Here is a 17511-nt window from a genome sequence, read left to right on the forward strand (position 1 = left end):
TGTTGAGCCAGACGATCAGGCGTCGGAGGTGGTTGCGACCACCTCGCCGCCGGTCCCCGTGCTCTGATCGAATTCGGCCACCACGCGGCTGCCCGACAGCACCCGCCCCCGCCACGTGTACGTCTGGCCGAAGGGACTGCCGTCCCGCCCGGCCGACCGGGCGAACGTCATCGCGATCCGGTCGCCGCGCCGCACCCGTACCGGCCGCTCGATGGGCAGGTAGCAGTGCTTCCAGCTGTCCGACGTGGTGCGGCCCGCGATGTCGTCGCCGGAGATGTCCAGCGCGACGGTCTCGGAGAGCCGGGCCGCGAAGTAGCCCTTGAAGCCGGTGAGCACCCCGTCCCGCTGCACCGTGTAGACCAGCGGCACCTCGTACGAGGTCGGGGTGGCCTCCGGCCGCTCCGGCTCGTAGCGGCGGACCAGCCGGGGCGAGGACAGGTGCCCGGAGACCGGCAGGACCACGTCGTAGTAGAGGGCGTACGGGTCCTTCGCGCCGCGCTCCGCGAGCAGCGCGGCGAACGCCTCCGGACCGCCCGCGTCCCGCGGCCCCTCGCCGCCCAGCTGGGCGTGCGCCTCCTCGGCGGCCACCGGCACCAGGAAGCTGTCGACGAGCCGCGGCAGCATGGCGCCGCCGGGCCGCAGGAAGCGCTCGCGGGCGTCGTCGAGGATCGCGGAGAAGTTCTCGTTGTCGGCGAGGTTCCCCATGATCTCCGAGATGACGATGTCGACCCGCTCGGGCAGCTCCAGATCGAAGGACAGGCCCAGCAACGGCTCGAAACGATCGCCGAAGCCGGCCGCGTCGAGCCGCTCGACCGCCGCGTCGAGCACCTTCTCGTTGAGGTCGATGCCGTAGACCTTGGCGGCCCCGGCCTCCAGCGCCCACAGGGCCAGGATGCCGGTGCCGGTGCCCAGGTCCAGGACGGTGTCGCCGGGGCGCACCGCCTCCGTCACCGCGGTTCTGAACGCCTCCATACGCAGGTCGTCGCCGAGCATCAGCTCGTGGAACTCCGCTCCCCAGTCGAGCAGTTGCTCCGAGGCCGGCAGCCACACCTCCTCGGTCCGGTAGTAGCCGGGCCACACGCCCGCCCGGTACACCGGCAGCGGGTCCTCGCCCGGGCCGCCGACCGGACAGCCGGTGGCCAGGTCGAAGGCGCTGTGGTGCAGCGGACAGCTGATCCGCAGCGTCCGCGGATTGACGTAGCCGTGCACGAGCCGCCCCTTGCGGTGCGGGCAGGAGGCGCCGACGACGAACTCCTGCCCGGCCACCCGCACCCGGAGCCGGTCGCCCGGCAGCTCCTCCAGGGCCGGCTCGGGGGCGGGCCCGCCGGTGTTCCCCGCGCTCATCCGGTCACCCCGCCCGCCAGCTCCCGGGCGCGGGCCACGGCCGCGTCGAAGGCCCCGCCGATCAGCCGGGACAGCAGCCGGGCCCCGGCCCACAGCCGCGCCGGGTCGAGACCGTACGCCGCCTCGTACTCCTTGATGGCCAGCTGCATCTCCTGCATGTGGAAGGTGTCGATGTGCAGGTGCTCGGTGTAGTAGCGCCCGTGGGCGATGCCGAGCCGCTCGCAGGCCCGCGCCTGGTAGGTGAAGGCGTCCGGTATGGAGGCCTCCAGATAGGCGAGCGCGCCGAGGAAGTACTCGACGTGCGGGGCGCGCTGGGTCAGCCAGTAGAAGACGTTGAGGAACTGGAAGGTCTCGTCCGCGGTGGTGTCGACGAAGTGCTCCGGCTCCGTCGGCAGGCCCAGCTCGGCGAGCAGCAGCCGGTAGAGCTGGGAGTGCGCCTGCTGGAGGTTGCCGCAGCCGAACTCGTCGATGAGCACCCGCATCACGGCCATCTGCGCCTTGATCGGCAGCCGCGGCACGGCGGGGAAGAAGTTCTGCGCCTCGGTCAGCCCGTCGAGCGCGAACTCCCGTACCACCAGGGCGAATTCCTCTCGGCTCGCCTCGTCGGCCAGATAGACGCCGGCCGGGTTCGGCTCCCGCTCCTCGGCGAGGAGCCCGTCGAGCAGCCGCTGCCAGGTGGCCCGGTCCGGCACCGGCTCGCCGGCCGCCTCGACGGAGTCCACCAGGGGCAGGATCCAGTCCCGCTCGATCTCCTCGACCCGGGCCAGCAGCCGGGAGTCGAGCCGGGAGCGGTTGAGCCGGAACAGCTCGCGGTGCGCCGACTCCCCGGCCCGCGGGCCGGGCACGGCGGGTGCGGTGTCCGTGAGCGTGTCGCTCATGCCCGGCCCTCCCCGTGGTCCACGGTCCGGTCCGTCTCCAGGACGCCGCGCTCGTGCAGCGCGGTCTTGACCCGTACGTACCAGTCGTCCTCCTCCAGGCCGTACCGCTCGACGGCCTCGGCCAGCGGCACGGCCGGGTCGTCGAGCCGGCCCGCGAACAGGTCGGCGCACAGCTTCGGTTCGAGGTTGGCGAGCGCCACCACGTACCCGTCGACGGCACCGGACTCCAGCAGCAGGTGCTCCAGCCCCGCGTACACGCGCGCCCCGGGCTTCGCCGCGACGAGCCGCCGGGTGAAGGCGGAGCTGCCGGAGGAGTCCTTGACGCCGACCACGGACGGCAGCTCGCAGATCCGCAGCAGCGTGTCGAAGTCGGCGCAGTTCCCGGCGACTTCGGTGCCGTGGTACGCCACGACCGGGAGCCCGGCGCGGGCGTCGAGCTCCGCGAAGTGCCCGAAGATCCGGTCCTGGGTGACGTCGGCGCCGTACGGGGTGGTGGAGACGAGACCGGTGGCGCCGAGGTCGGCGGCCACCCGGGCCCGCTCCAGGACGCCCTCCGTGGTGGGCCGGAGCACACCGGCGAGGACGGGCAGTCCCCCCGCGTGCTTGACGGTCGCCGTCAGCATGTCCTCCCACTGGCGGTCGGACAGCAGCCGGCCCTCGCCCGTGCTGAGGTTCGGCAGCAGGGCGTCGACGTGCGGTCGGACGGTGTCGAGCAGCCGGGCCACCCCGCTCTCGGAGACCTCTCCGGTCTCCGAGAGCGGCGTCACCAGGGCCGCGATCACTCCCTGGAACATCTCACGCTCCCTCGGGCAGGCGCAGGGCCAGCGATGTGCGGTAGAGCCGCTCCAGCGGCTCGGGGAAGGAGGGCTCCGGCGTGCCGGCCGGCCAGGCGGCGACGGCACGGACCGGAAGCCCCCCGAAGGCGGCGAGCCGGGGCCCCGCCGTGTGCAGCAGGCCCTTGCGGTGGAGCACCTGCCCGAGCAGCAGCCGGTCGGTGAACGGCATGTGCTCGGGAAGACCGGAGTCCTCGGACAGGGCCAGGTACACGTCCGTGGGGTCGTAACCCTCGCGGCTGATGTCCATGACCGTGTGCAGGTGGTCCATGAACGGGTAGTAGAGGTCCTGGAGTTCGCGTGAGAAGCCCCAGATGACGTCGTCGCAGCGGCCGACCTGCTCCAGGCTCATCGTCACCCGCCCGCCGAGGCGTTCCACGAAGAAGGCCTTGCAGGCGATGCGCAGCGCCTCGTCGGCGCTGTTCATGCCGAGGAACAGGTCCGCGTCGATGAACGGTTCGCGGGTCTCGCCCTCGCCGGGCGTCGTCGCGTCAGCCGGCATAGCGGTCCAGCACCTCCCGCAGGCGCTTCATGGCACCGGCGAACATCTCCGGCTCGCGGGCCAGGGCCATGCGGATGAAGGGCTCGCCCTTGCCCGGCTCGTTCCAGAAGAAGAAGCGGCCCGGCAGCACGTACACGCCCTCGGCGCGCAGCTCGCGCTGCAGCTCGGTCGCGGTCAGCTCGGGGTGCCGGATCCGCGCCCAGGCCACGCTCGTCTTGGCCACCGGCTCCTGGTACTCCAGGATCGTGCCGGCCAGCGTCTCCTTGACCGCCGCCCGGTTGACGGCGAGGAGGTCGCGCACCGAGGCCATGCCGTCCTTGGCCGAGTTCTCTATGTACTCGGCGAGCATGTTGAGGACGAAGGGCGAGACGTTGAGCAGGACGCTGGTGTGCAGGTTGTACACGTCCTCCTTGATGTCGTCGCTGGCCGTCAGCATGGCGGCCTTGGCGTCCTGCACGGGCCAGGTCTTGCCGGTGTCCTCGATGACCAGGTAGCGGACGCCCGAGTTCTCCAGGAGCTCGTAGACGTCGAAGCGGGCCAGCTCCTCGTCGTACAGGGTGAAGGACGCGAAGCAGAAGTCGATGACCAGCAGCTTGTCGTGGTCCTTGCAGTACCGGACGACCTCCTCCAGGCCCCGCCGCCCGTGCGACATCAGGCTGAAGCCGGTCGGGTTGTTGGGGTCGACGAGGAAGAGCGCGTCGGTGCGGACCCGGCGCTTGAGCTCGGTGTAGATGCGGTCGACGTCGTGCAGCGCGGACTCGTCGATCGGGTAGAGCGGCACGCCCATGTTGGACAGGACGTCGTGCAGGTTGTCGAAGCAGGGCTCGACCAGGGTCACCGCCATGCGCTGCCGCTTCAGGTACATCGCCACGACCATGGTGGAGATGGAGGCCGCGTACGACAGCAGCGTCTTGTTCTTCTCCAGGGCGGTGTGCTGGCGGTGCAGCCGGAAGAACGCCTCGGTGAACCGCTGCTCGTAGGTGGCCTGGAGGCCCTCCTCGGCCTCGTACCACAGCTGCGGCAGCCGGCTCACGATCTCGTGCTGGCTGGGCGACTGGCGCTGGTGGGTGTGCGCGTCGGCGAGGTTGAACTCGGTGCGCAGCGCCTGGATCTCGTGCTGGGTCAGGTCCAGGAAGCGCTGGTCGTCGCGCTCGGTGCTGAACGTGGTGTCGGCGTGCAAGGTCATCGTTCCTCCGGTCGTACGGCGTACGGATGAGGGACGCGAGCGGCGGGCGGGGCGCACGGCGGCGCGGGCCCTGCTCGTGCCCAAGAGGATTTCTCGTTGCAGGCCGCGGCCTCGGGGCACGCGGAAACCGTCCTCGGGACGGTGGGAGCGGGTGCTGCTGATGTGGCGACGTGCTGATGCGATCTGCTGGTGCCGATGCGGATGGGTGCGGGTGCTCCGGTGTCCTACGGAACGGTGCAGTGAGTGCTTCTACGGGAGGAGGCCACTGGGCTCCTGCCGGAACGCGATTCAGCCATGATTACCCCCGTAAACGGACTGCGGTCCGATTGGGGACTCTGTCACACTCGGCGGCGGCGCGACAAGCGGCTCGCCGAGGCGTGGACCATCTTCCGGACGCCGGTTGCGAGATGGTCGCGTGGCCGTCGCACGATGGTCGGTTGACGGTCGGTTGACGGTCGCGCGGGGACGCGCGACGGGTCGGTCGCGTCGCCCGTGGTGCCGCGTGCCGGGACGGTCCGGACTGGACCATTCGCCGTACACTGCACCTCGACGCCGCCCCCGCTCCGCCATCCCCACGGAGAAAGAACCGAGGCCCCGCGTGCAGAACCTCTCGCCCGCGTCCGTGCCCCTCCCCGCACCGATGACCGCTCCCGCGCCCGGCTCCATGACCGGGCCCGTGCCCCTGCCCTGCGCGCTGCACGAGCCGCCGGCCGAGCGCTCGGACGCCGCCCGCAACCGGCTGCGGATCCTCGCCGCCGCGCAGAAGCTCTTCGACCGGCGCGGCGTGGCGAACGTGTCCATGGACGCCATCGCCGCGGCGGCCGGCGTCGGCAAGGGCACGCTCTTCCGCCGGTTCGGCAGCAAGGCGGGACTGGCCGCCGCCCTGCTCGACGCACAGGACAGCCGCCTCCAGGAGCGCATTCTGCACGGCCCGCCACCGCTCGGCCCGGGCGCCCCGGCGGCGGCCAGGATCGCGGCCTTCTTCGGCGCGTACCTGGACCTCCTGGACGAGAACCTGGAACTCGTACGACTCTCGGAGACGGCCGCGCCGGGCGCCCGCTACGGCATAGGCTCGTACGCCTTCTGGCGGGTGCACCTGACCATTCTGTTGCGCGAGGCTTGTCCGGATCTCGACGCCGACTGCGGCGCGCACCTGCTCCTCGCGCCGCTGGACTCCGACCTCCAGCACGCCCTGCGCGAGGGCGCGTTCGACAGCGAGCGCATCCGGGTCACGCTGCTCGCCCTCGTGGACCGGATCACCGGCCGGTAGCCGGGGGTCCGGCACGGCGCCGCGGGTGGCACGGCGGACTGTGCGGTGGACGGCGGGGCGAACGGCGCGGGGGACGGCGCGGTGGACGTCATCGGGCGCGGCGCCGGGTGCGAGGCGAGGGCCCCGGCCGTGCCGGCTTGCACGACCGAGGCCCTCACCGGGCGTCAGGAGGTCAGTTCTCCTTGATCGCCTCGAGCTCCAGGGAGAGCTCGATCTCCTTGGAGACGAGGATGCCGCCGGAGTCCAGGACCATGTTCCAGGTCAGACCCCAGTCCTCGCGGTTCACCTTGCCGTGCGCGGAGAAGACCGTGCGGTCGTTGCCCCACGGGTCACGGGCGTGGCCCAGGTAGTCGACCTCCAGGGTCACCGGCTTGGTGACGTCCTTGATGGTGAGGTCGCCCTCAAGGGTGCCGCGCTTGCCGTCCCAGGTCACCCGCGTGGAGGTGAAGGTGGCCTTCGGGTACTGCTCCACGTCGAAGAAGTCGCCCGAGCGCAGGTGGTCGTCGCGCGTCTTGTCGCCGCTCTCCACGCTGGCCATGTCGATGACGGCGGACACCTTGCTGTCCTCGGGGCGCTCGCCGATCTCGATGGTGGCGTCCACGCCGGTGAACCGGCCGCGGACCTTGGTCAGCATGAAGTGACGACCGAGGAAACCGACCTCGGCGTGACCCGGGTCGATCTTCCAGATGCCGGCGGCGGGCAGCTCCACGCCGTCGACCGTACGGATCGGGGAAGTGGTCATGTCAGTCGCGTCCTCTGATCGGAGGTGTCAGGCGCCGGACTCGGTCGGCAGACCGGCCTCGACCCAGTCGGCCTTGCCCTCGTAGTACTCGCGCACGTCGGTGTAGCCGAGCTCCACCAGGCGCTCCGCGGCGATGCCCGAGTTGGGGCAGGGGCCGTCGGCGCAGTAGGTGACGATCGCCGCGTCCTTGTTCGGGAGCAGGGTCGGGGCGAGCTCGTCGACCTTGTCGAGCGGCAGGTTGAGGGCGCCGGGCAGGTGCTTGTCGGCGTAGTAGGAGAGCGGCAGCGCCTCGACGACCGTCACCAGACCCTCGTCGATCTTCTTCTGCAGCTCGTCGCGCGTGATCTTCTGGACCATGTCCGTGCCTCCGGTATGTGGGACTTAATCAGTGCGTCCGCACACACATTAATCAATGCGTGCGCACGCACGCAAGTCCCGTTACACTCGACCCTGTGAACGAAGGTGAGCACCGACTCGAGGCCTGGCGAGCCCTGCTTCTCGCCCACAGCGCCGCCGTGCGCGCCATCGAGAGTGATGTGGCGCGCAACGGCACCATTCCGCTGACCTGGTACGACGTCCTGCTGGAAGTCAGGAGCGGCGGCGACCAGGGCCTGCGCATGCAGGAGGTCGCCGAGCGGGTGGTCCTCAGCCGGACCCGCGTCAGCCGCCTGGTGGACGAGATGGCCCGCGCGGGCCTGGTCACCAAGCGCCCCGACCCCATGGACAAGCGCGTGACCTGGGCCGTCATCACCGACGCCGGCCGCGCCGCCATCCACGCGACGGCCCCCGCCTACATGGCCGGCATCTGGGAGCACTTCTCCCGCCACCTCACCGACGAGGAGTCCTCCGTCATCGCCGAGGCCCTGCTGCGCGTGGCGCAGGCACCCCAGGAGATCCGGCTGGGCTGAGCGCGTCCGGGGCCGGGGGCCCCGGTGTCCAAAAGCGCGGAAGCTCCGGGGGCCGCAGCCGTCAGGCTGTGCCCCGCGGAGCTTCCGCGGTTTCGCTCGTGTACCGGTCAGGCGTGGGCGCGGGCCTCGGCGCCGGACCCGGTCGCCGCCTCGCCCTCGTTCGTGTGCTCGGCCTCGCCCTTGCGTCCGGCCTCGGCCCCGGTGGTCGCCCGGGCCTTCGCCTCTCCGCCGTCGGCCGCCTTCGTCCGCCGCCCCACCCAGAGCAGCAGCAGGCCGAGCGTGCCGGCGAGCGCGGGCCAGTAGAAGTAGCGGAAGTCACCGGCGGGCACCGTCGGCAGGTAGCCGGCCATGTACAGGGCCGCGCTGATGCCGAGCACCCGCACCTGCGTGGCGTACTGCCCGCGGCCCGGCCGGATCGACAGGGTGACGCCGACCGCCAGCCAGAACCAGCCCGCGAAGAGGAAGGGCAGGTCACGGAACATGCCCGTCACGTAGTAGCGGAGCATCGCCGTGCGGCGCGCGTCGGGCTCGCCGATGCCCGGGGCGTTCGCCAGGCTGCCGTTCTGGAACTGGTACCGGCCCTGGAACATGACCTTCGAGAAGACCTGGAGCCGGTACTCGGCGTACTGCGGCAGATGGCGGGGGATCTCGCTGATCCACATCGCGTTCAGCTCGTCCGCGTGGCGGCCCAGGTCGGCGAGGCCCGCCGAGAGGTCGCGCGGGTAGCAGCGCCAGTAGGCGTCGGACAGGTTCTTCTCGGGCTTGCAGCGCTCGGCCGTGGTGACCATGGCCTGCTGGAAGTCCGGCGTGGTCGCGGCCTCGCCGGCGGCCTTGCGCACCTGGTCGACGCTCAGCACGTGGACCAGGTCGTCCAGCAGGATCTGCGAGAGCTGACGGGTCTCGACCGGCTTGCCGACGGCGGACACGAGGCCGCTCGACATCACGGCGGCGGCGATCAGGGCGACGACCGAGACCAGCCACTTCCGGCGCCCGGGCGTCGGCCACAGGGCGCGTACGAGCAGGTAGAAGACCGGGAGGCCGGCCAGCACGGCGTTCTTGCGGACCAGGATCGCGTACGTGATGAAGAGGACGCCGACCACCAGGAGCACCCAGCGGGTACGGGTGCGGTCGGCCGGCAGGTCGCGGGCGACGAAGGCGACGGCACAGGCGGCGAGGAGGGTGAACGCCATCTCGACGTCCTTCCACACCACGCCGGTGAAGTTCACGATGTACGGGGCGACGCCGATCGCCAGGACGGCGAGGGAGCCGCCCTTCCGGCCGGTACGGGCCCAGACCCGCCAGGCGATGACCCACAGCGCCGACCACAGGACGAGGGCCTGCAGCGCGGCCAGGGCGCCCGGGCGGCCGGTCAGCTCGATGAGCGCACGCCACAGCAGGGCCATGACGGGGGGGTGCCAGTCGGTCAGGGTCTGCTTGCCCAGCGCCTGCTGGAGCTGGTCGACGCTGTCCAGGCTGAGGTAGCCGGGGGAGAACACCATGGCCGTGCCCCAGCAGCAGAACGCGGCGACGGCGGCGAGGACCCACGGCCACAGCGGTCGATCGGACAGATATGACCTCATCCGCAAGATCGGTCGCGCGGGTCGCTCAGGTGTCATGAGGTGGGAGCCTAACAGCACGGGATCGGCACGCCGCGGGCACCGAACCCGCACGTGGAGGGGGCCTCAGCCGGCCTGGAACACATAGCGCCGGTACACCACGAAACGGACCAGCGTGGCCGCCGCCCAGCCGATGAGGCGGGTGATGTTGTCGCTCAGCGCGGAGTCCAGTCCGAGCAGCTCGCGCGAGAGGTAGACGGGTGCCGCGGTGATGAGGATGCCGGCGATGTTGACCAGGACGAAGACCACGACCTCGCGCGGGGTCGTCGCGGTGCGCTGCTCGCCGTAGGTCCAGTACCGGTTGCCGTACCAGCCGACCACCATCGCCGCGGCCGTGGCGACGACCGAGGCCAGGACCGGGTAGGACGCCATGGGGCCGCCGCCGAGCCCGGGAAGGCCGAAGACCAGCAGGTTGAAGCCTCCGGCGTCCACGACGAAGGCGACCGCCCCGACGACCCCGAACTTGGCGACCTCACGCCACAGACCGCGGATGACGTCGCTCAGGCGGAGACGCAGGGACAGATGATCCGACATGAAAGAGAGCCTAACCGCAGGGTATTCTCGCGTGACTCCACACATGACTACTTCGTCGTATCAGGTGCCCGCTGCGGCGTGGAGCTACGACAAGCCTAAAGGATCAAGACATGAGACCCACGATCGCCTGCGTCGTCCCCTGCTACAACGAGGAGGCGGCCATCGGCAAGGTGGTCAGTGATCTGCGTGCGGCGCTTCCCGAGGCCGAGATTTACGTGTACGACAACGCCTCGACCGACCGCACCGTCGAGGTCGCGCTCGAGGCCGGAGCGATCGTCCGGCACGAGCGCCGCAAGGGCAAGGGCAACGTCATCCGCCGCGCGTTCGCCGATGTCGACGCGGACGCCCTGCTCATCATCGACGGCGACGACACCTACGACGCCTCACGCGCCCGCGACCTGGTGGACCTGCTCTTCGAGGGCCCGTACGACCACGTCGTCGGCGCCCGCCGCGAGACCGTCGAGGGCGCCTACCGCCCGGGCCACGCGGTCGGCAACAAGATGCTCACGGGCGCCGTCCGCAAGCTCTTCGGCAACGACGTGACCGACATGCTGAGCGGCTACCGCGTGTTCTCGCGCCGCTACATCAAGTCCTTCCCGGCGCTGTCGCACGAGTTCGAGACCGAGACCGAGATGACGGTCCACGCGCTCAACCTGCGGCTCCCCACGGCGGAGATCCCCGTCGACTTCAAGGACCGCCCGGCCGGCAGCGAGAGCAAGCTGCGCACCTACCGCGACGGCTGGCGCATCCTGAAGATGATCCTCGGCCTGGCCCGCCGCCAGCGCCCGTCGCTCTTCCACAGCGTCGTCGCGGGCCTGCTCGCGCTGATCTCGCTGGGCCTGGGCACGCCGGTGATCGTCGACTACATCAACACGGGCACGGTGCCGCGCTTCCCGACGGCCATCCTCGCCGCGGCGATCATGACCATCGCGGTCCTGGTGCTCCTGGTGGGCTACATCCTGGAGTCCTTCATGCACCTCCGCCAGGAACAGTCCCGCCTGGCCCACCTCGCCTACCCCGCCCCCACCCGCTCCCCGCAGCCCCGCGAAGCGGACCAGGCCGAGAAGACCCTGGCCCGCTCGTAACGCGACCCGAGAGCACACGCAAGCCCCCGCCGGTCCTTACCGGCGGGGGCTTCACCGTGACGCGGGCGGGAAGCGGGAAAGGCCGGGAAGGGCGTCCATCGCTTCCCGCCGGCCCGCCGCACGTCGGTCACGCCCCCCGGACTGTCAGTGCGGTCTCCTACGCTGCGCTTGCATCTGGACGGTTCGAAGGGGAGGGACAGCGATGGGCGGCAACGCGTGGACGCAGACGGGCCCGTATCAGCTTGATCTGGCGGCGGCCTTCCGGCAGGCCCAGGAGGCGAGCCTGGCGGAGGACGACCACGGCTTCGGAGGGCGCACGGTCGAGGAGCTGTGGTGCGACCCGGACTGGCACGAGTACGTCTTCACCGGCGGCACGTGCACCGTGCTGGACTTCCCCCAGATGATCGATCCCACGGACCGGAGCGACGGCCCGTTCATGCGCCCGCTCACCGACACGGAAGTCCGCGCCTGGTCCCCCAGCGGCCAACCCACCTACGAGGAATGGAACGAGGCCCTCGACACAGGCCGCCTCGACTTCCCCGACCGCGCCCAGGGCAACTGCACGGTGCTCTACCACGACGGCCGCCCGACCCTGATCGGCTACTGGGGCGTGACCGCCGACTAGCCGCACGGCGCCGCACTACCGGGCACGGCAGGAGGCCCGAGAGTTCGCACTCCCGCCGGCCGTGGTCGCCTCACCCGTTCGCCCGGCGCCCCTACGACCTGCGGCAATCCGCACTCTCGACATGGCTGAACGCGGGCGTGGATGCCACTGAGGTCGCCGAGCGAGCGGGCAACAGTGTGGAGGTGCTGTTGAGCCGGTACGCGAAGTGCCTCGACGGCCGTCAGGAAGTGGCGAACCGGCGCATCGAGGACCTGCTGTGCGAGTACGAGTGAGAGTCCCTGATCGCTAGGCTTCGTGGCCCCTGGACTGTCCAGGGGCCTTCGTCGTTCAACGCGGTCGCCTGAAGACCGTGCTGCTGAGGTCGGTACCTGGCTGGGGTCTGTCCAGTGCGTCAGACGCGATCGCCCTGTCTCGAAAAGCCTGGAAGTCAGCCCAGCTGGAGGAGGCGTCGTCCTTGAGCAGTTCGCCGGTCGAGCAGTCGAAGGGGCGACAGCCGAGGGTTCGGGAGATGTGGAAGATCACGGGGAGCACGTCGTTCTCCCCGCCCCGGACATGGAGCATGACCGACTCGACAGGGTCGCCTTCACCGATGCCGATTTCGATCACCCAGGTAGGGCCGAGCAACTCGCCCCAAGTGGGATCGGTGAGATCGACGTCGCCAGCGGCTGACCTGAGCGCCTTGTGAACGTTGGACCGGCTGCCGATGGGAGGCGGCTCGTGATCGGCGGGGAGATCATCGATCGATGCGAGGTCCGCAGGTAGCGGCAGCAGCAGAACGTCCCAGCTCATGGCACTCCCCACTCGAGGTTCGCGAGAGACGCTATCTGCCGGCGCTGACGCTCGTCTCCACGAGCCCTCGTCACTCCTGGGGTTGACCTGCGCCGATGCCCCGAGAATCTGTCCACGAATAGTCCACGGACCCCGACATACGGCCGCTCACCCCGGCACATGCCTGCACATAGAACAAGACCCCGCGTCCAGCGTTTCCACTGATCACGGGGTCTGTCTGGCACTTCTGCGAAGTGCCCCCGGCAGGATTCGAACCTGCGCACACGGCTCCGGAGGCCGTTGCTCTATCCCCTGAGCTACGGGGGCGTTCACCGCTTCTCGCGGCGACGGGAAGAACACTACCAGCTCTCGGAGCGTGCCTGTGAACAGGTATTTCCGGGGCGTCATCGCGGGCCGCGTCCCCCGCACGGGTCAGAAGTGGGCAAAAGCCGGACGCAGTGGGTGTGCGGGACCTACTCTCGAGGTGTGTCAGGGGTGTCGGGGCGGGTGCTGGTTGTGGATGACAACCGGGTGATCCGTCAGCTGATCAGGGTCAATCTCGAACTCGAGGGGTTCGAGGTGGTGACCGCGGCCGATGGTGCCGAGTGTCTGGATGTCGTGCATGAGGTCCGTCCTGATGTCGTCACCCTGGACGTCGTCATGCCCCGGCTCGACGGGCTGAGGACCGCCGCGCGGCTGCGCGAGGATCCGCGGACGCGGGACCTGCCGGTCGCGATCATCAGCGCCTGCACCGAGTACGACACCGACGGCGGCGACCTCTCCGGCGTCGACGCCTTCCTCGCCAAGCCCTTCGAGCCGGCCGAGCTCGTTCGGGTCGTACGGCAGCTCCTGCACCGCGAGCGGCGCGGGCCGCGGGACGGTGGGGGAGCGGGGGCCGGGCAGGACGGCGCCGAGGAGCCGTCCGCAGTGAGCTCCAGCCACTGTGCCGGCGAGGCCTGAGCCCCGTACACCACAGGCCCGGCCCCCGGGCGTGCCCACGACCGAACCTCCAGCTTGCCGAGCCCCTCCTCACCCGAGCCCCGGCCCCACCACCGCCGACGCCGGGCCCCGGGCGCGCCCATGACCGAACCTCCAGCCTTGGCCGCGCCGCGCTTCGCCTCGCCGCACCCGAGCCCCGGCCCCACCACCGCCGACACCGGCCCCCGGGCGTGCCCATGACCGAACCTCCAGCCTTGGCCGCGCCGCGCCTCGCCTCGCCGCACCGGGCCCCAGCCCCCGCCCCGCGCCGCCCCCACCGCCCACATGCCGAAACCCGTTCGCGTTCGTACCCCCCTCCTCCCCTACGCTTGTCCCGTGACCCCCGCGGACCTCTCCCTCACCGTGCTGCACGCCGTGCGCCGTGCGGTCGACGAGGGTGCGTTGCGGGTCGACGTGCCCGCGCGCGTGAAGGTCGAGCGGGCGCGGCCCGGGGGGACCGGGGAGTACGCCAGCAGTGTCGCCCTCGGGCTCGCGCGGCCCGCCGGGCTCGACGCGCGGGACGTGGCCGCGATCCTGCGGGAGCGGCTCCAGGGGAGTCCCGGGGTGCGGGCCGTCGACATCACCGGGCCCGGGTTCCTGAACTTCACGCTCGACGGCGACAGCGGGCGGGAGCTCGTACAGGAGATCCTGCGGCAGGGCGAGGCGTACGGGCGGCGCGGGCCGACCGGGGAGGTCGCGCAGCCCGTGCACCGGGCCGACGTCCGGGCCGCCGTCACCGCCGACGCCGTACGCCGGATCCTGGTCTCCCAGGGGACCCTCGTCCGGGTCGCCTGCGAGGACGCCGCCGACCCCGACTGGGCCCTGCTCGGCGCGCTGCCCGAGGCGCAGCACGCCCGGGGGCGGCTCACCACCGACATCGTGCCGCTGCCCGTCCCCTTCGGCGCCGCCGAGCTGCACCGCCGGTTCGGCCGCGACGCCGCGCGCTGGGGGCTGCTGAGCGCCGCCGGCCACGACCACGCCCCGCTCGGCGACGAGCTGCTGCGGCAGCACGAGGACAACCCCCTCTTCCGGGTGCGGTACGCGCACTCCCGCGCCCGCGCCCTGGTCCGCAACGCCGAGCGGCTCGGCTTCCGCGCCGAGCCGGCCGAGCCCGCCCGGAACGCCGACGCGCCCGAGCTCCTCGCACTGCTCCGCGACCACCCCGAGGTCCTCGCCTCCGCCGCCCGCCACCGCGCCCCCGACCGGGTCGCCCGGCACCTGGAGGCCGTCGCCGACGCCCTCCTCGCGTACCAGCACACCGTCCTGCCCCTCGGCGACGAGAAACCCTCGGCCGCCCACCGCGCCCGGCTCGCGCTCGCCGAAGCCGCCGGGACGGTGCTCGCCGGTGGCCTCTCCCTGCTCGGCATCAGCGCACCCGACCAGATCTGAAAGAGCCAGTCGTCATGAGCCGTTCCGCCCACCCCGCCGGGCCCCGTCACGCCGATGTCCTCCCCGAGGGCCACTACTCCGCGCCGCCCACCGACCTCAACCGGCTCGACCCCAAGGTGTGGTCCCGGACCGTCGCGCGGGACGAGCGCGGGCAGCTCACCGTCGGCGGGCTGACCGTCACCGAGCTGCGCGAGCGCTTCGGCACCCCCGCCTACTTCCTCGACGAGGACGACTTCCGCGCCCGCTGCCGCGCCTGGGCGGACGCCTTCGGCACGGAGGCCGACGTCTTCTACGCGGGCAAGGCCTTCCTCTCCCGGGCCGTCGTGCGCTGGCTCAAGGAGGAGGGGCTCAACCTCGACGTGTGCTCCGGCGGCGAACTGACCACCGCCCTGTCCGCCGGGATGCCCGCCGAGCGGATCGCCTTCCACGGGAACAACAAGTCCGAGGAGGAGATCCACAAGGCCGTGTCCGCCGGCGTCGGGCGGATCGTCCTCGACTCCTTCCAGGAGATCGTGCGCGTCGCGCACGTCGCGCAGTCCCTCGGCAAGCGCCAGCGCGTGCAGATCCGGGTCACCGTCGGCGTCGAGGCGCACACCCACGAGTTCATCGCCACCGCCCACGAGGACCAGAAGTTCGGCATCGCGCTGGCCGGCGGACAGGCCGCGGAGGCGGTCCGCCGGGCCCTGAAGCTCGACGGCCTGGAGCTCATCGGGATCCACTCCCACATCGGCTCCCAGATCTTCGACATGGCCGGCTTCGAGGTCTCGGCCCGCCGGGTGGTCCAGCTGCTCGCCGAGGTCCGCGACGAGCACGGCGTCGAGCTGCCCGAGATCGACCTCGGCGGCGGCCTCGGCATCGCGTACACCTCCGAGGACGACCCCCGCGAGCCGCACCACATCGCCAAGGCGCTCACCGAGATCGTGACCCGCGAGTGCGAGGCCGCCGGCCTGCGCACCCCGCGGATCTCCGTCGAGCCCGGCCGCGCGATCGTCGGCCCGACCGCCTTCACCCTGTACGAGGTGGGCACGGTCAAGCCGCTGGAGGGGCTGCGCACCTACGTCTCCGTCGACGGCGGGATGTCGGACAACATCCGCACCGCGCTGTACGACGCCGAGTACAGCGTCGCGCTGGTCTCCCGTACGAGTGACGCCGAGCCGATGCTGTCCCGGGTCGTGGGCAAGCACTGCGAGAGCGGCGACATCGTGGTGCGGGACGCGTTCCTGCCGGCCGACCTGGCGCCCGGCGACCTGATCGCGGTGCCCGCGACCGGCGCGTACTGCCGCTCCATGGCCAGCAACTACAACCACGCGCTGCGTCCGCCGGTCGTGGCCGTGCGGGACGGCGAGGCGCGGGTCATCGTGCGACGCGAGACGGAGGAAGATCTCCTGCGTCTCGACGTCGGGTGATGAAATAGTCACGTGATGGAAACCATGTCTCGCCATTCGGACCAAGCGCTGAAACGGGCGTCCGGTGAGTGAGACTGGTTTCCACCGTAGGGATCCCAGAGGGACAGGTCCGTGACCCACGGACCAGTAGGTTCGAAGAGACGAGGTCGGATGATGCGTACGCGTCCGCTGAAGGTGGCGCTGCTGGGCTGTGGAGTGGTCGGCTCAGAGGTGGCGCGCATCATGACGACGCACGCCGACGACCTCGCCGCGCGCATCGGCGCGCCGGTCGAGCTCGCCGGCGTGGCCGTCCGCCGTCCCGACAAGGTGCGCGGCGGCGTCCCCGCCGAGCTCATCACCACCGACGCGACCGCCCTCGTCAAACGCGGCGACATCGACGTGGTCGTCGAGGTCATCGGCGGCATCGAGCCCGCCCGCACCCTCATCACCACCGCCTTCGAGCACGGCGCCTCCGTGGTGTCCGCCAACAAGGCGCTGCTCGCCCAGGACGGCGCGACCCTCTACGAGGCCGCCGAGCGGCACGGCCAGGACCTCTACTACGAGGCCGCCGTCGCCGGCGCCATCCCGCTCATCCGCCCGCTGCGCGAGTCCCTCGCCGGCGACAAGATCAACCGCGTGATGGGCATCGTCAACGGCACCACCAACTTCATCCTCGACAAGATGGACACCTCCGGGGCGGGCTACTCGGAGGCCCTGGACGAGGCCACCGCGCTCGGGTACGCCGAGGCCGACCCGACCGCCGACGTCGAGGGCTTCGACGCCGCCGCCAAGGCCGCCATCCTCGCCGGGATCGCCTTCCACACGCGCGTGCGCCTCGACGACGTCTACCGCGAGGGCATGACCGAGGTCACCGCCGCCGACTTCGCCTCCGCCAAGCAGATGGGCTGCACCATCAAGCTGCTCGCCATCTGCGAGCGGGCCGCCGACGGCGGCTCCGTCACCGCGCGCGTGCACCCCGCGATGATTCCGCTCAGCCACCCGCTGGCCTCCGTCCGCGAGGCGTACAACGCGGTCTTCGTCGAGGCGGAGGCCGCCGGGCGGCTCATGTTCTACGGCCCCGGCGCGGGCGGCGCTCCGACCGCCTCGGCCGTGCTCGGCGACCTGGTCGCCGTGTGCCGCAACAAGCTCAGCGAGGCCACCGGCCCCGGTGAGTCCGCGTACACCCAGCTGCCCGTGAGCCCCATGGGCGAGGTCGTGACGCGGTACCACATCAGTCTCGACGTGGCCGACAAGCCGGGCGTGCTCGCCCAGGTGGCGACGGTCTTCGCCGAGCACGGCGTGTCGATCGACACCGTCCGTCAGACGGGCAAGGACGGCGAGGCCTCCCTCGTCGTCGTCACCCACCGCGCGCCCGACGCCGCCCTCTCCGGGACCGTCGAGGCGCTGCGCAAGCTCGACACCGTGCGCGGTGTCGCCAGCATCATGCGTGTTGAAGGGGAGTAAGGAC

At 71.3% G+C, this 17511-nt stretch carries 18 protein-coding genes, 1 tRNA gene and 1 pseudogene; 9 read left to right on the top strand and 11 right to left on the bottom strand.

Annotated features, from left to right (window positions below; translation table 11 throughout):
* Positions 1 to 15: 15 nt before the first annotated feature.
* The 5 genes from ACIGW2_RS05400 to ACIGW2_RS05420 are packed head-to-tail and all read right to left on the bottom strand — an operon-like array spanning position 16 to position 4743.
* The gene (locus ACIGW2_RS05400) at positions 16 to 1344 is read right to left on the bottom strand and encodes a methyltransferase domain-containing protein (RefSeq protein ID WP_391652522.1); all 1329 of its coding nucleotides are present in this window, start codon (positions 1342 to 1344) and stop codon (positions 16 to 18) included.
* Complete coding sequence (locus ACIGW2_RS05405) at positions 1341 to 2222, bottom strand: iron-containing redox enzyme family protein (RefSeq protein ID WP_399841247.1); 882 nt, start codon at positions 2220 to 2222, stop codon at positions 1341 to 1343. The genes ACIGW2_RS05400 and ACIGW2_RS05405 overlap by 4 nt, the downstream gene beginning before the upstream one ends.
* Positions 2219 to 3016 carry a dihydrodipicolinate synthase family protein gene (locus ACIGW2_RS05410; RefSeq protein ID WP_391652524.1) on the bottom strand — a complete coding sequence of 266 codons (798 nt, stop codon included), beginning with the start codon at positions 3014 to 3016 and terminating at the stop codon, positions 2219 to 2221. The genes ACIGW2_RS05405 and ACIGW2_RS05410 overlap by 4 nt, the downstream gene beginning before the upstream one ends.
* Position 3017: 1 nt before the next feature.
* A complete protein-coding gene (locus ACIGW2_RS05415) occupies positions 3018 to 3557 on the bottom strand; it encodes a DUF6190 family protein (RefSeq protein ID WP_356064018.1) in 540 nt (179 codons plus the stop codon).
* Complete coding sequence (locus ACIGW2_RS05420) at positions 3547 to 4743, bottom strand: pyridoxal phosphate-dependent aminotransferase (RefSeq protein ID WP_356064021.1); 1197 nt, start codon at positions 4741 to 4743, stop codon at positions 3547 to 3549. Before ACIGW2_RS05420 ends, ACIGW2_RS05415 begins: the two co-directional genes overlap by 11 nt.
* Positions 4744 to 5365: 622 nt before the next feature.
* Here ACIGW2_RS05420 and ACIGW2_RS05425 point away from each other — a divergent pair.
* Entirely contained in the window at positions 5366 to 6013 is a 648-nt protein-coding gene (locus ACIGW2_RS05425; RefSeq protein ID WP_399841253.1) for a TetR/AcrR family transcriptional regulator, read from the top strand.
* 172 nt (positions 6014 to 6185) lie between these two features.
* On the opposite strand, the gene ACIGW2_RS05430 is transcribed toward ACIGW2_RS05425, so the two are convergent.
* Both ACIGW2_RS05430 and ACIGW2_RS05435 read right to left on the bottom strand, forming a co-directional pair.
* Complete coding sequence (locus ACIGW2_RS05430) at positions 6186 to 6755, bottom strand: YceI family protein (protein WP_356064027.1); 570 nt, start codon at positions 6753 to 6755, stop codon at positions 6186 to 6188.
* Between the two features lie 27 nt (positions 6756 to 6782).
* On the bottom strand, positions 6783 to 7112 hold the full coding sequence (locus tag ACIGW2_RS05435; protein ID WP_356064029.1) for a rhodanese-like domain-containing protein: 330 nt from the start codon (positions 7110 to 7112) through the stop codon (positions 6783 to 6785).
* 95 nt (positions 7113 to 7207) lie between these two features.
* Here ACIGW2_RS05435 and ACIGW2_RS05440 point away from each other — a divergent pair, with 95 nt between their 5' ends.
* Positions 7208 to 7663 carry a MarR family transcriptional regulator gene (locus tag ACIGW2_RS05440; RefSeq protein ID WP_356064030.1) on the top strand — a complete coding sequence of 152 codons (456 nt, stop codon included), beginning with the start codon at positions 7208 to 7210 and terminating at the stop codon, positions 7661 to 7663.
* A 107-nt stretch (positions 7664 to 7770) separates the two neighbouring features.
* On the opposite strand, the gene ACIGW2_RS05445 is transcribed toward ACIGW2_RS05440, so the two are convergent.
* Positions 7771 to 9243 (bottom strand): hypothetical protein, encoded by a 1473-nt coding sequence (locus ACIGW2_RS05445; protein WP_391652526.1) that lies wholly within the window; start codon positions 9241 to 9243, stop codon positions 7771 to 7773.
* Positions 9244 to 9345: 102 nt separating this feature from the next.
* Complete coding sequence (locus ACIGW2_RS05450) at positions 9346 to 9813, bottom strand: GtrA family protein (RefSeq protein ID WP_391652527.1); 468 nt, start codon at positions 9811 to 9813, stop codon at positions 9346 to 9348.
* 110 nt (positions 9814 to 9923) lie between these two features.
* Here ACIGW2_RS05450 and ACIGW2_RS05455 point away from each other — a divergent pair, with 110 nt between their 5' ends.
* From ACIGW2_RS05455 to ACIGW2_RS05465, 3 genes and pseudogenes are all read left to right on the top strand, one after another.
* Positions 9924 to 10898: a glycosyltransferase gene (locus ACIGW2_RS05455; RefSeq protein ID WP_361579467.1), complete on the top strand. Its 975-nt coding sequence runs from the start codon at positions 9924 to 9926 to the stop codon at positions 10896 to 10898.
* A 202-nt stretch (positions 10899 to 11100) separates the two neighbouring features.
* Positions 11101 to 11523 (top strand): hypothetical protein, encoded by a 423-nt coding sequence (locus tag ACIGW2_RS05460; RefSeq protein ID WP_399841259.1) that lies wholly within the window; start codon positions 11101 to 11103, stop codon positions 11521 to 11523.
* Between the two features lie 16 nt (positions 11524 to 11539).
* A pseudogene (locus tag ACIGW2_RS05465) lies at positions 11540 to 11795 on the top strand (site-specific integrase); the annotation flags it as partial.
* A gap of 55 nt (positions 11796 to 11850) precedes the next feature.
* Here the strand turns inward: ACIGW2_RS05465 and ACIGW2_RS05470 are convergent.
* The gene (locus ACIGW2_RS05470; protein WP_399841262.1) at positions 11851 to 12312 is read right to left on the bottom strand and encodes a hypothetical protein; all 462 of its coding nucleotides are present in this window, start codon (positions 12310 to 12312) and stop codon (positions 11851 to 11853) included.
* A 234-nt stretch (positions 12313 to 12546) separates the two neighbouring features.
* Positions 12547 to 12618 (bottom strand) — tRNA-Arg (locus ACIGW2_RS05475).
* A 111-nt stretch (positions 12619 to 12729) separates the two neighbouring features.
* Here ACIGW2_RS05475 and ACIGW2_RS05480 point away from each other — a divergent pair.
* The 4 genes from ACIGW2_RS05480 to ACIGW2_RS05495 all read left to right on the top strand — a co-directional run bounded on the left by ACIGW2_RS05480 (position 12730) and on the right by ACIGW2_RS05495 (position 17507).
* Entirely contained in the window at positions 12730 to 13251 is a 522-nt protein-coding gene (locus ACIGW2_RS05480) for a response regulator (protein ID WP_391652531.1), read from the top strand.
* A 354-nt stretch (positions 13252 to 13605) separates the two neighbouring features.
* Complete coding sequence (nrtL, locus tag ACIGW2_RS05485) at positions 13606 to 14658, top strand: ArgS-related anticodon-binding protein NrtL (protein WP_399841266.1); 1053 nt, start codon at positions 13606 to 13608, stop codon at positions 14656 to 14658.
* Between the two features lie 14 nt (positions 14659 to 14672).
* On the top strand, positions 14673 to 16064 hold the full coding sequence (lysA, locus tag ACIGW2_RS05490) for a diaminopimelate decarboxylase (RefSeq protein ID WP_361579473.1): 1392 nt from the start codon (positions 14673 to 14675) through the stop codon (positions 16062 to 16064).
* A gap of 150 nt (positions 16065 to 16214) precedes the next feature.
* Positions 16215 to 17507: a homoserine dehydrogenase gene (locus ACIGW2_RS05495; RefSeq protein WP_356064048.1), complete on the top strand. Its 1293-nt coding sequence runs from the start codon at positions 16215 to 16217 to the stop codon at positions 17505 to 17507.
* Positions 17508 to 17511: the final 4 nt, after the last annotated feature.

The sequence above is a fragment of the Streptomyces sp. NPDC053541 genome (assembly GCF_044544705.1).
GTDB lineage: Bacteria > Actinomycetota > Actinomycetes > Streptomycetales > Streptomycetaceae > Streptomyces.

Excerpts from the sequence above, each read along its gene's own strand:
- ACIGW2_RS05400 (WP_391652522.1), bottom strand. The coding sequence starts at position 1,344 with ATGAGCGCGGGGAACACCGGCGGGCCCGCCCCCGAGCCGGCCCTGGAG.
- ACIGW2_RS05405 (WP_399841247.1), bottom strand. The coding sequence starts at position 2,222 with ATGAGCGACACGCTCACGGACACCGCACCCGCCGTGCCCGGCCCGCGG.
- ACIGW2_RS05410 (WP_391652524.1), bottom strand. The coding sequence starts at position 3,016 with ATGTTCCAGGGAGTGATCGCGGCCCTGGTGACGCCGCTCTCGGAGACC.
- ACIGW2_RS05415 (WP_356064018.1), bottom strand. The coding sequence starts at position 3,557 with ATGCCGGCTGACGCGACGACGCCCGGCGAGGGCGAGACCCGCGAACCG.
- ACIGW2_RS05420 (WP_356064021.1), bottom strand. The coding sequence starts at position 4,743 with ATGACCTTGCACGCCGACACCACGTTCAGCACCGAGCGCGACGACCAG.
- ACIGW2_RS05430 (WP_356064027.1), bottom strand. The coding sequence starts at position 6,755 with ATGACCACTTCCCCGATCCGTACGGTCGACGGCGTGGAGCTGCCCGCC.
- ACIGW2_RS05435 (WP_356064029.1), bottom strand. The coding sequence starts at position 7,112 with ATGGTCCAGAAGATCACGCGCGACGAGCTGCAGAAGAAGATCGACGAG.
- ACIGW2_RS05445 (WP_391652526.1), bottom strand. The coding sequence starts at position 9,243 with ATGAGGTCATATCTGTCCGATCGACCGCTGTGGCCGTGGGTCCTCGCC.
- ACIGW2_RS05450 (WP_391652527.1), bottom strand. The coding sequence starts at position 9,813 with ATGTCGGATCATCTGTCCCTGCGTCTCCGCCTGAGCGACGTCATCCGC.
- ACIGW2_RS05455 (WP_361579467.1), top strand. The coding sequence starts at position 9,924 with ATGAGACCCACGATCGCCTGCGTCGTCCCCTGCTACAACGAGGAGGCG.
- ACIGW2_RS05460 (WP_399841259.1), top strand. The coding sequence starts at position 11,101 with ATGGGCGGCAACGCGTGGACGCAGACGGGCCCGTATCAGCTTGATCTG.
- ACIGW2_RS05470 (WP_399841262.1), bottom strand. The coding sequence starts at position 12,312 with ATGAGCTGGGACGTTCTGCTGCTGCCGCTACCTGCGGACCTCGCATCG.
- lysA (WP_361579473.1), top strand. The coding sequence starts at position 14,673 with ATGAGCCGTTCCGCCCACCCCGCCGGGCCCCGTCACGCCGATGTCCTC.
- ACIGW2_RS05495 (WP_356064048.1), top strand. The coding sequence starts at position 16,215 with ATGATGCGTACGCGTCCGCTGAAGGTGGCGCTGCTGGGCTGTGGAGTG.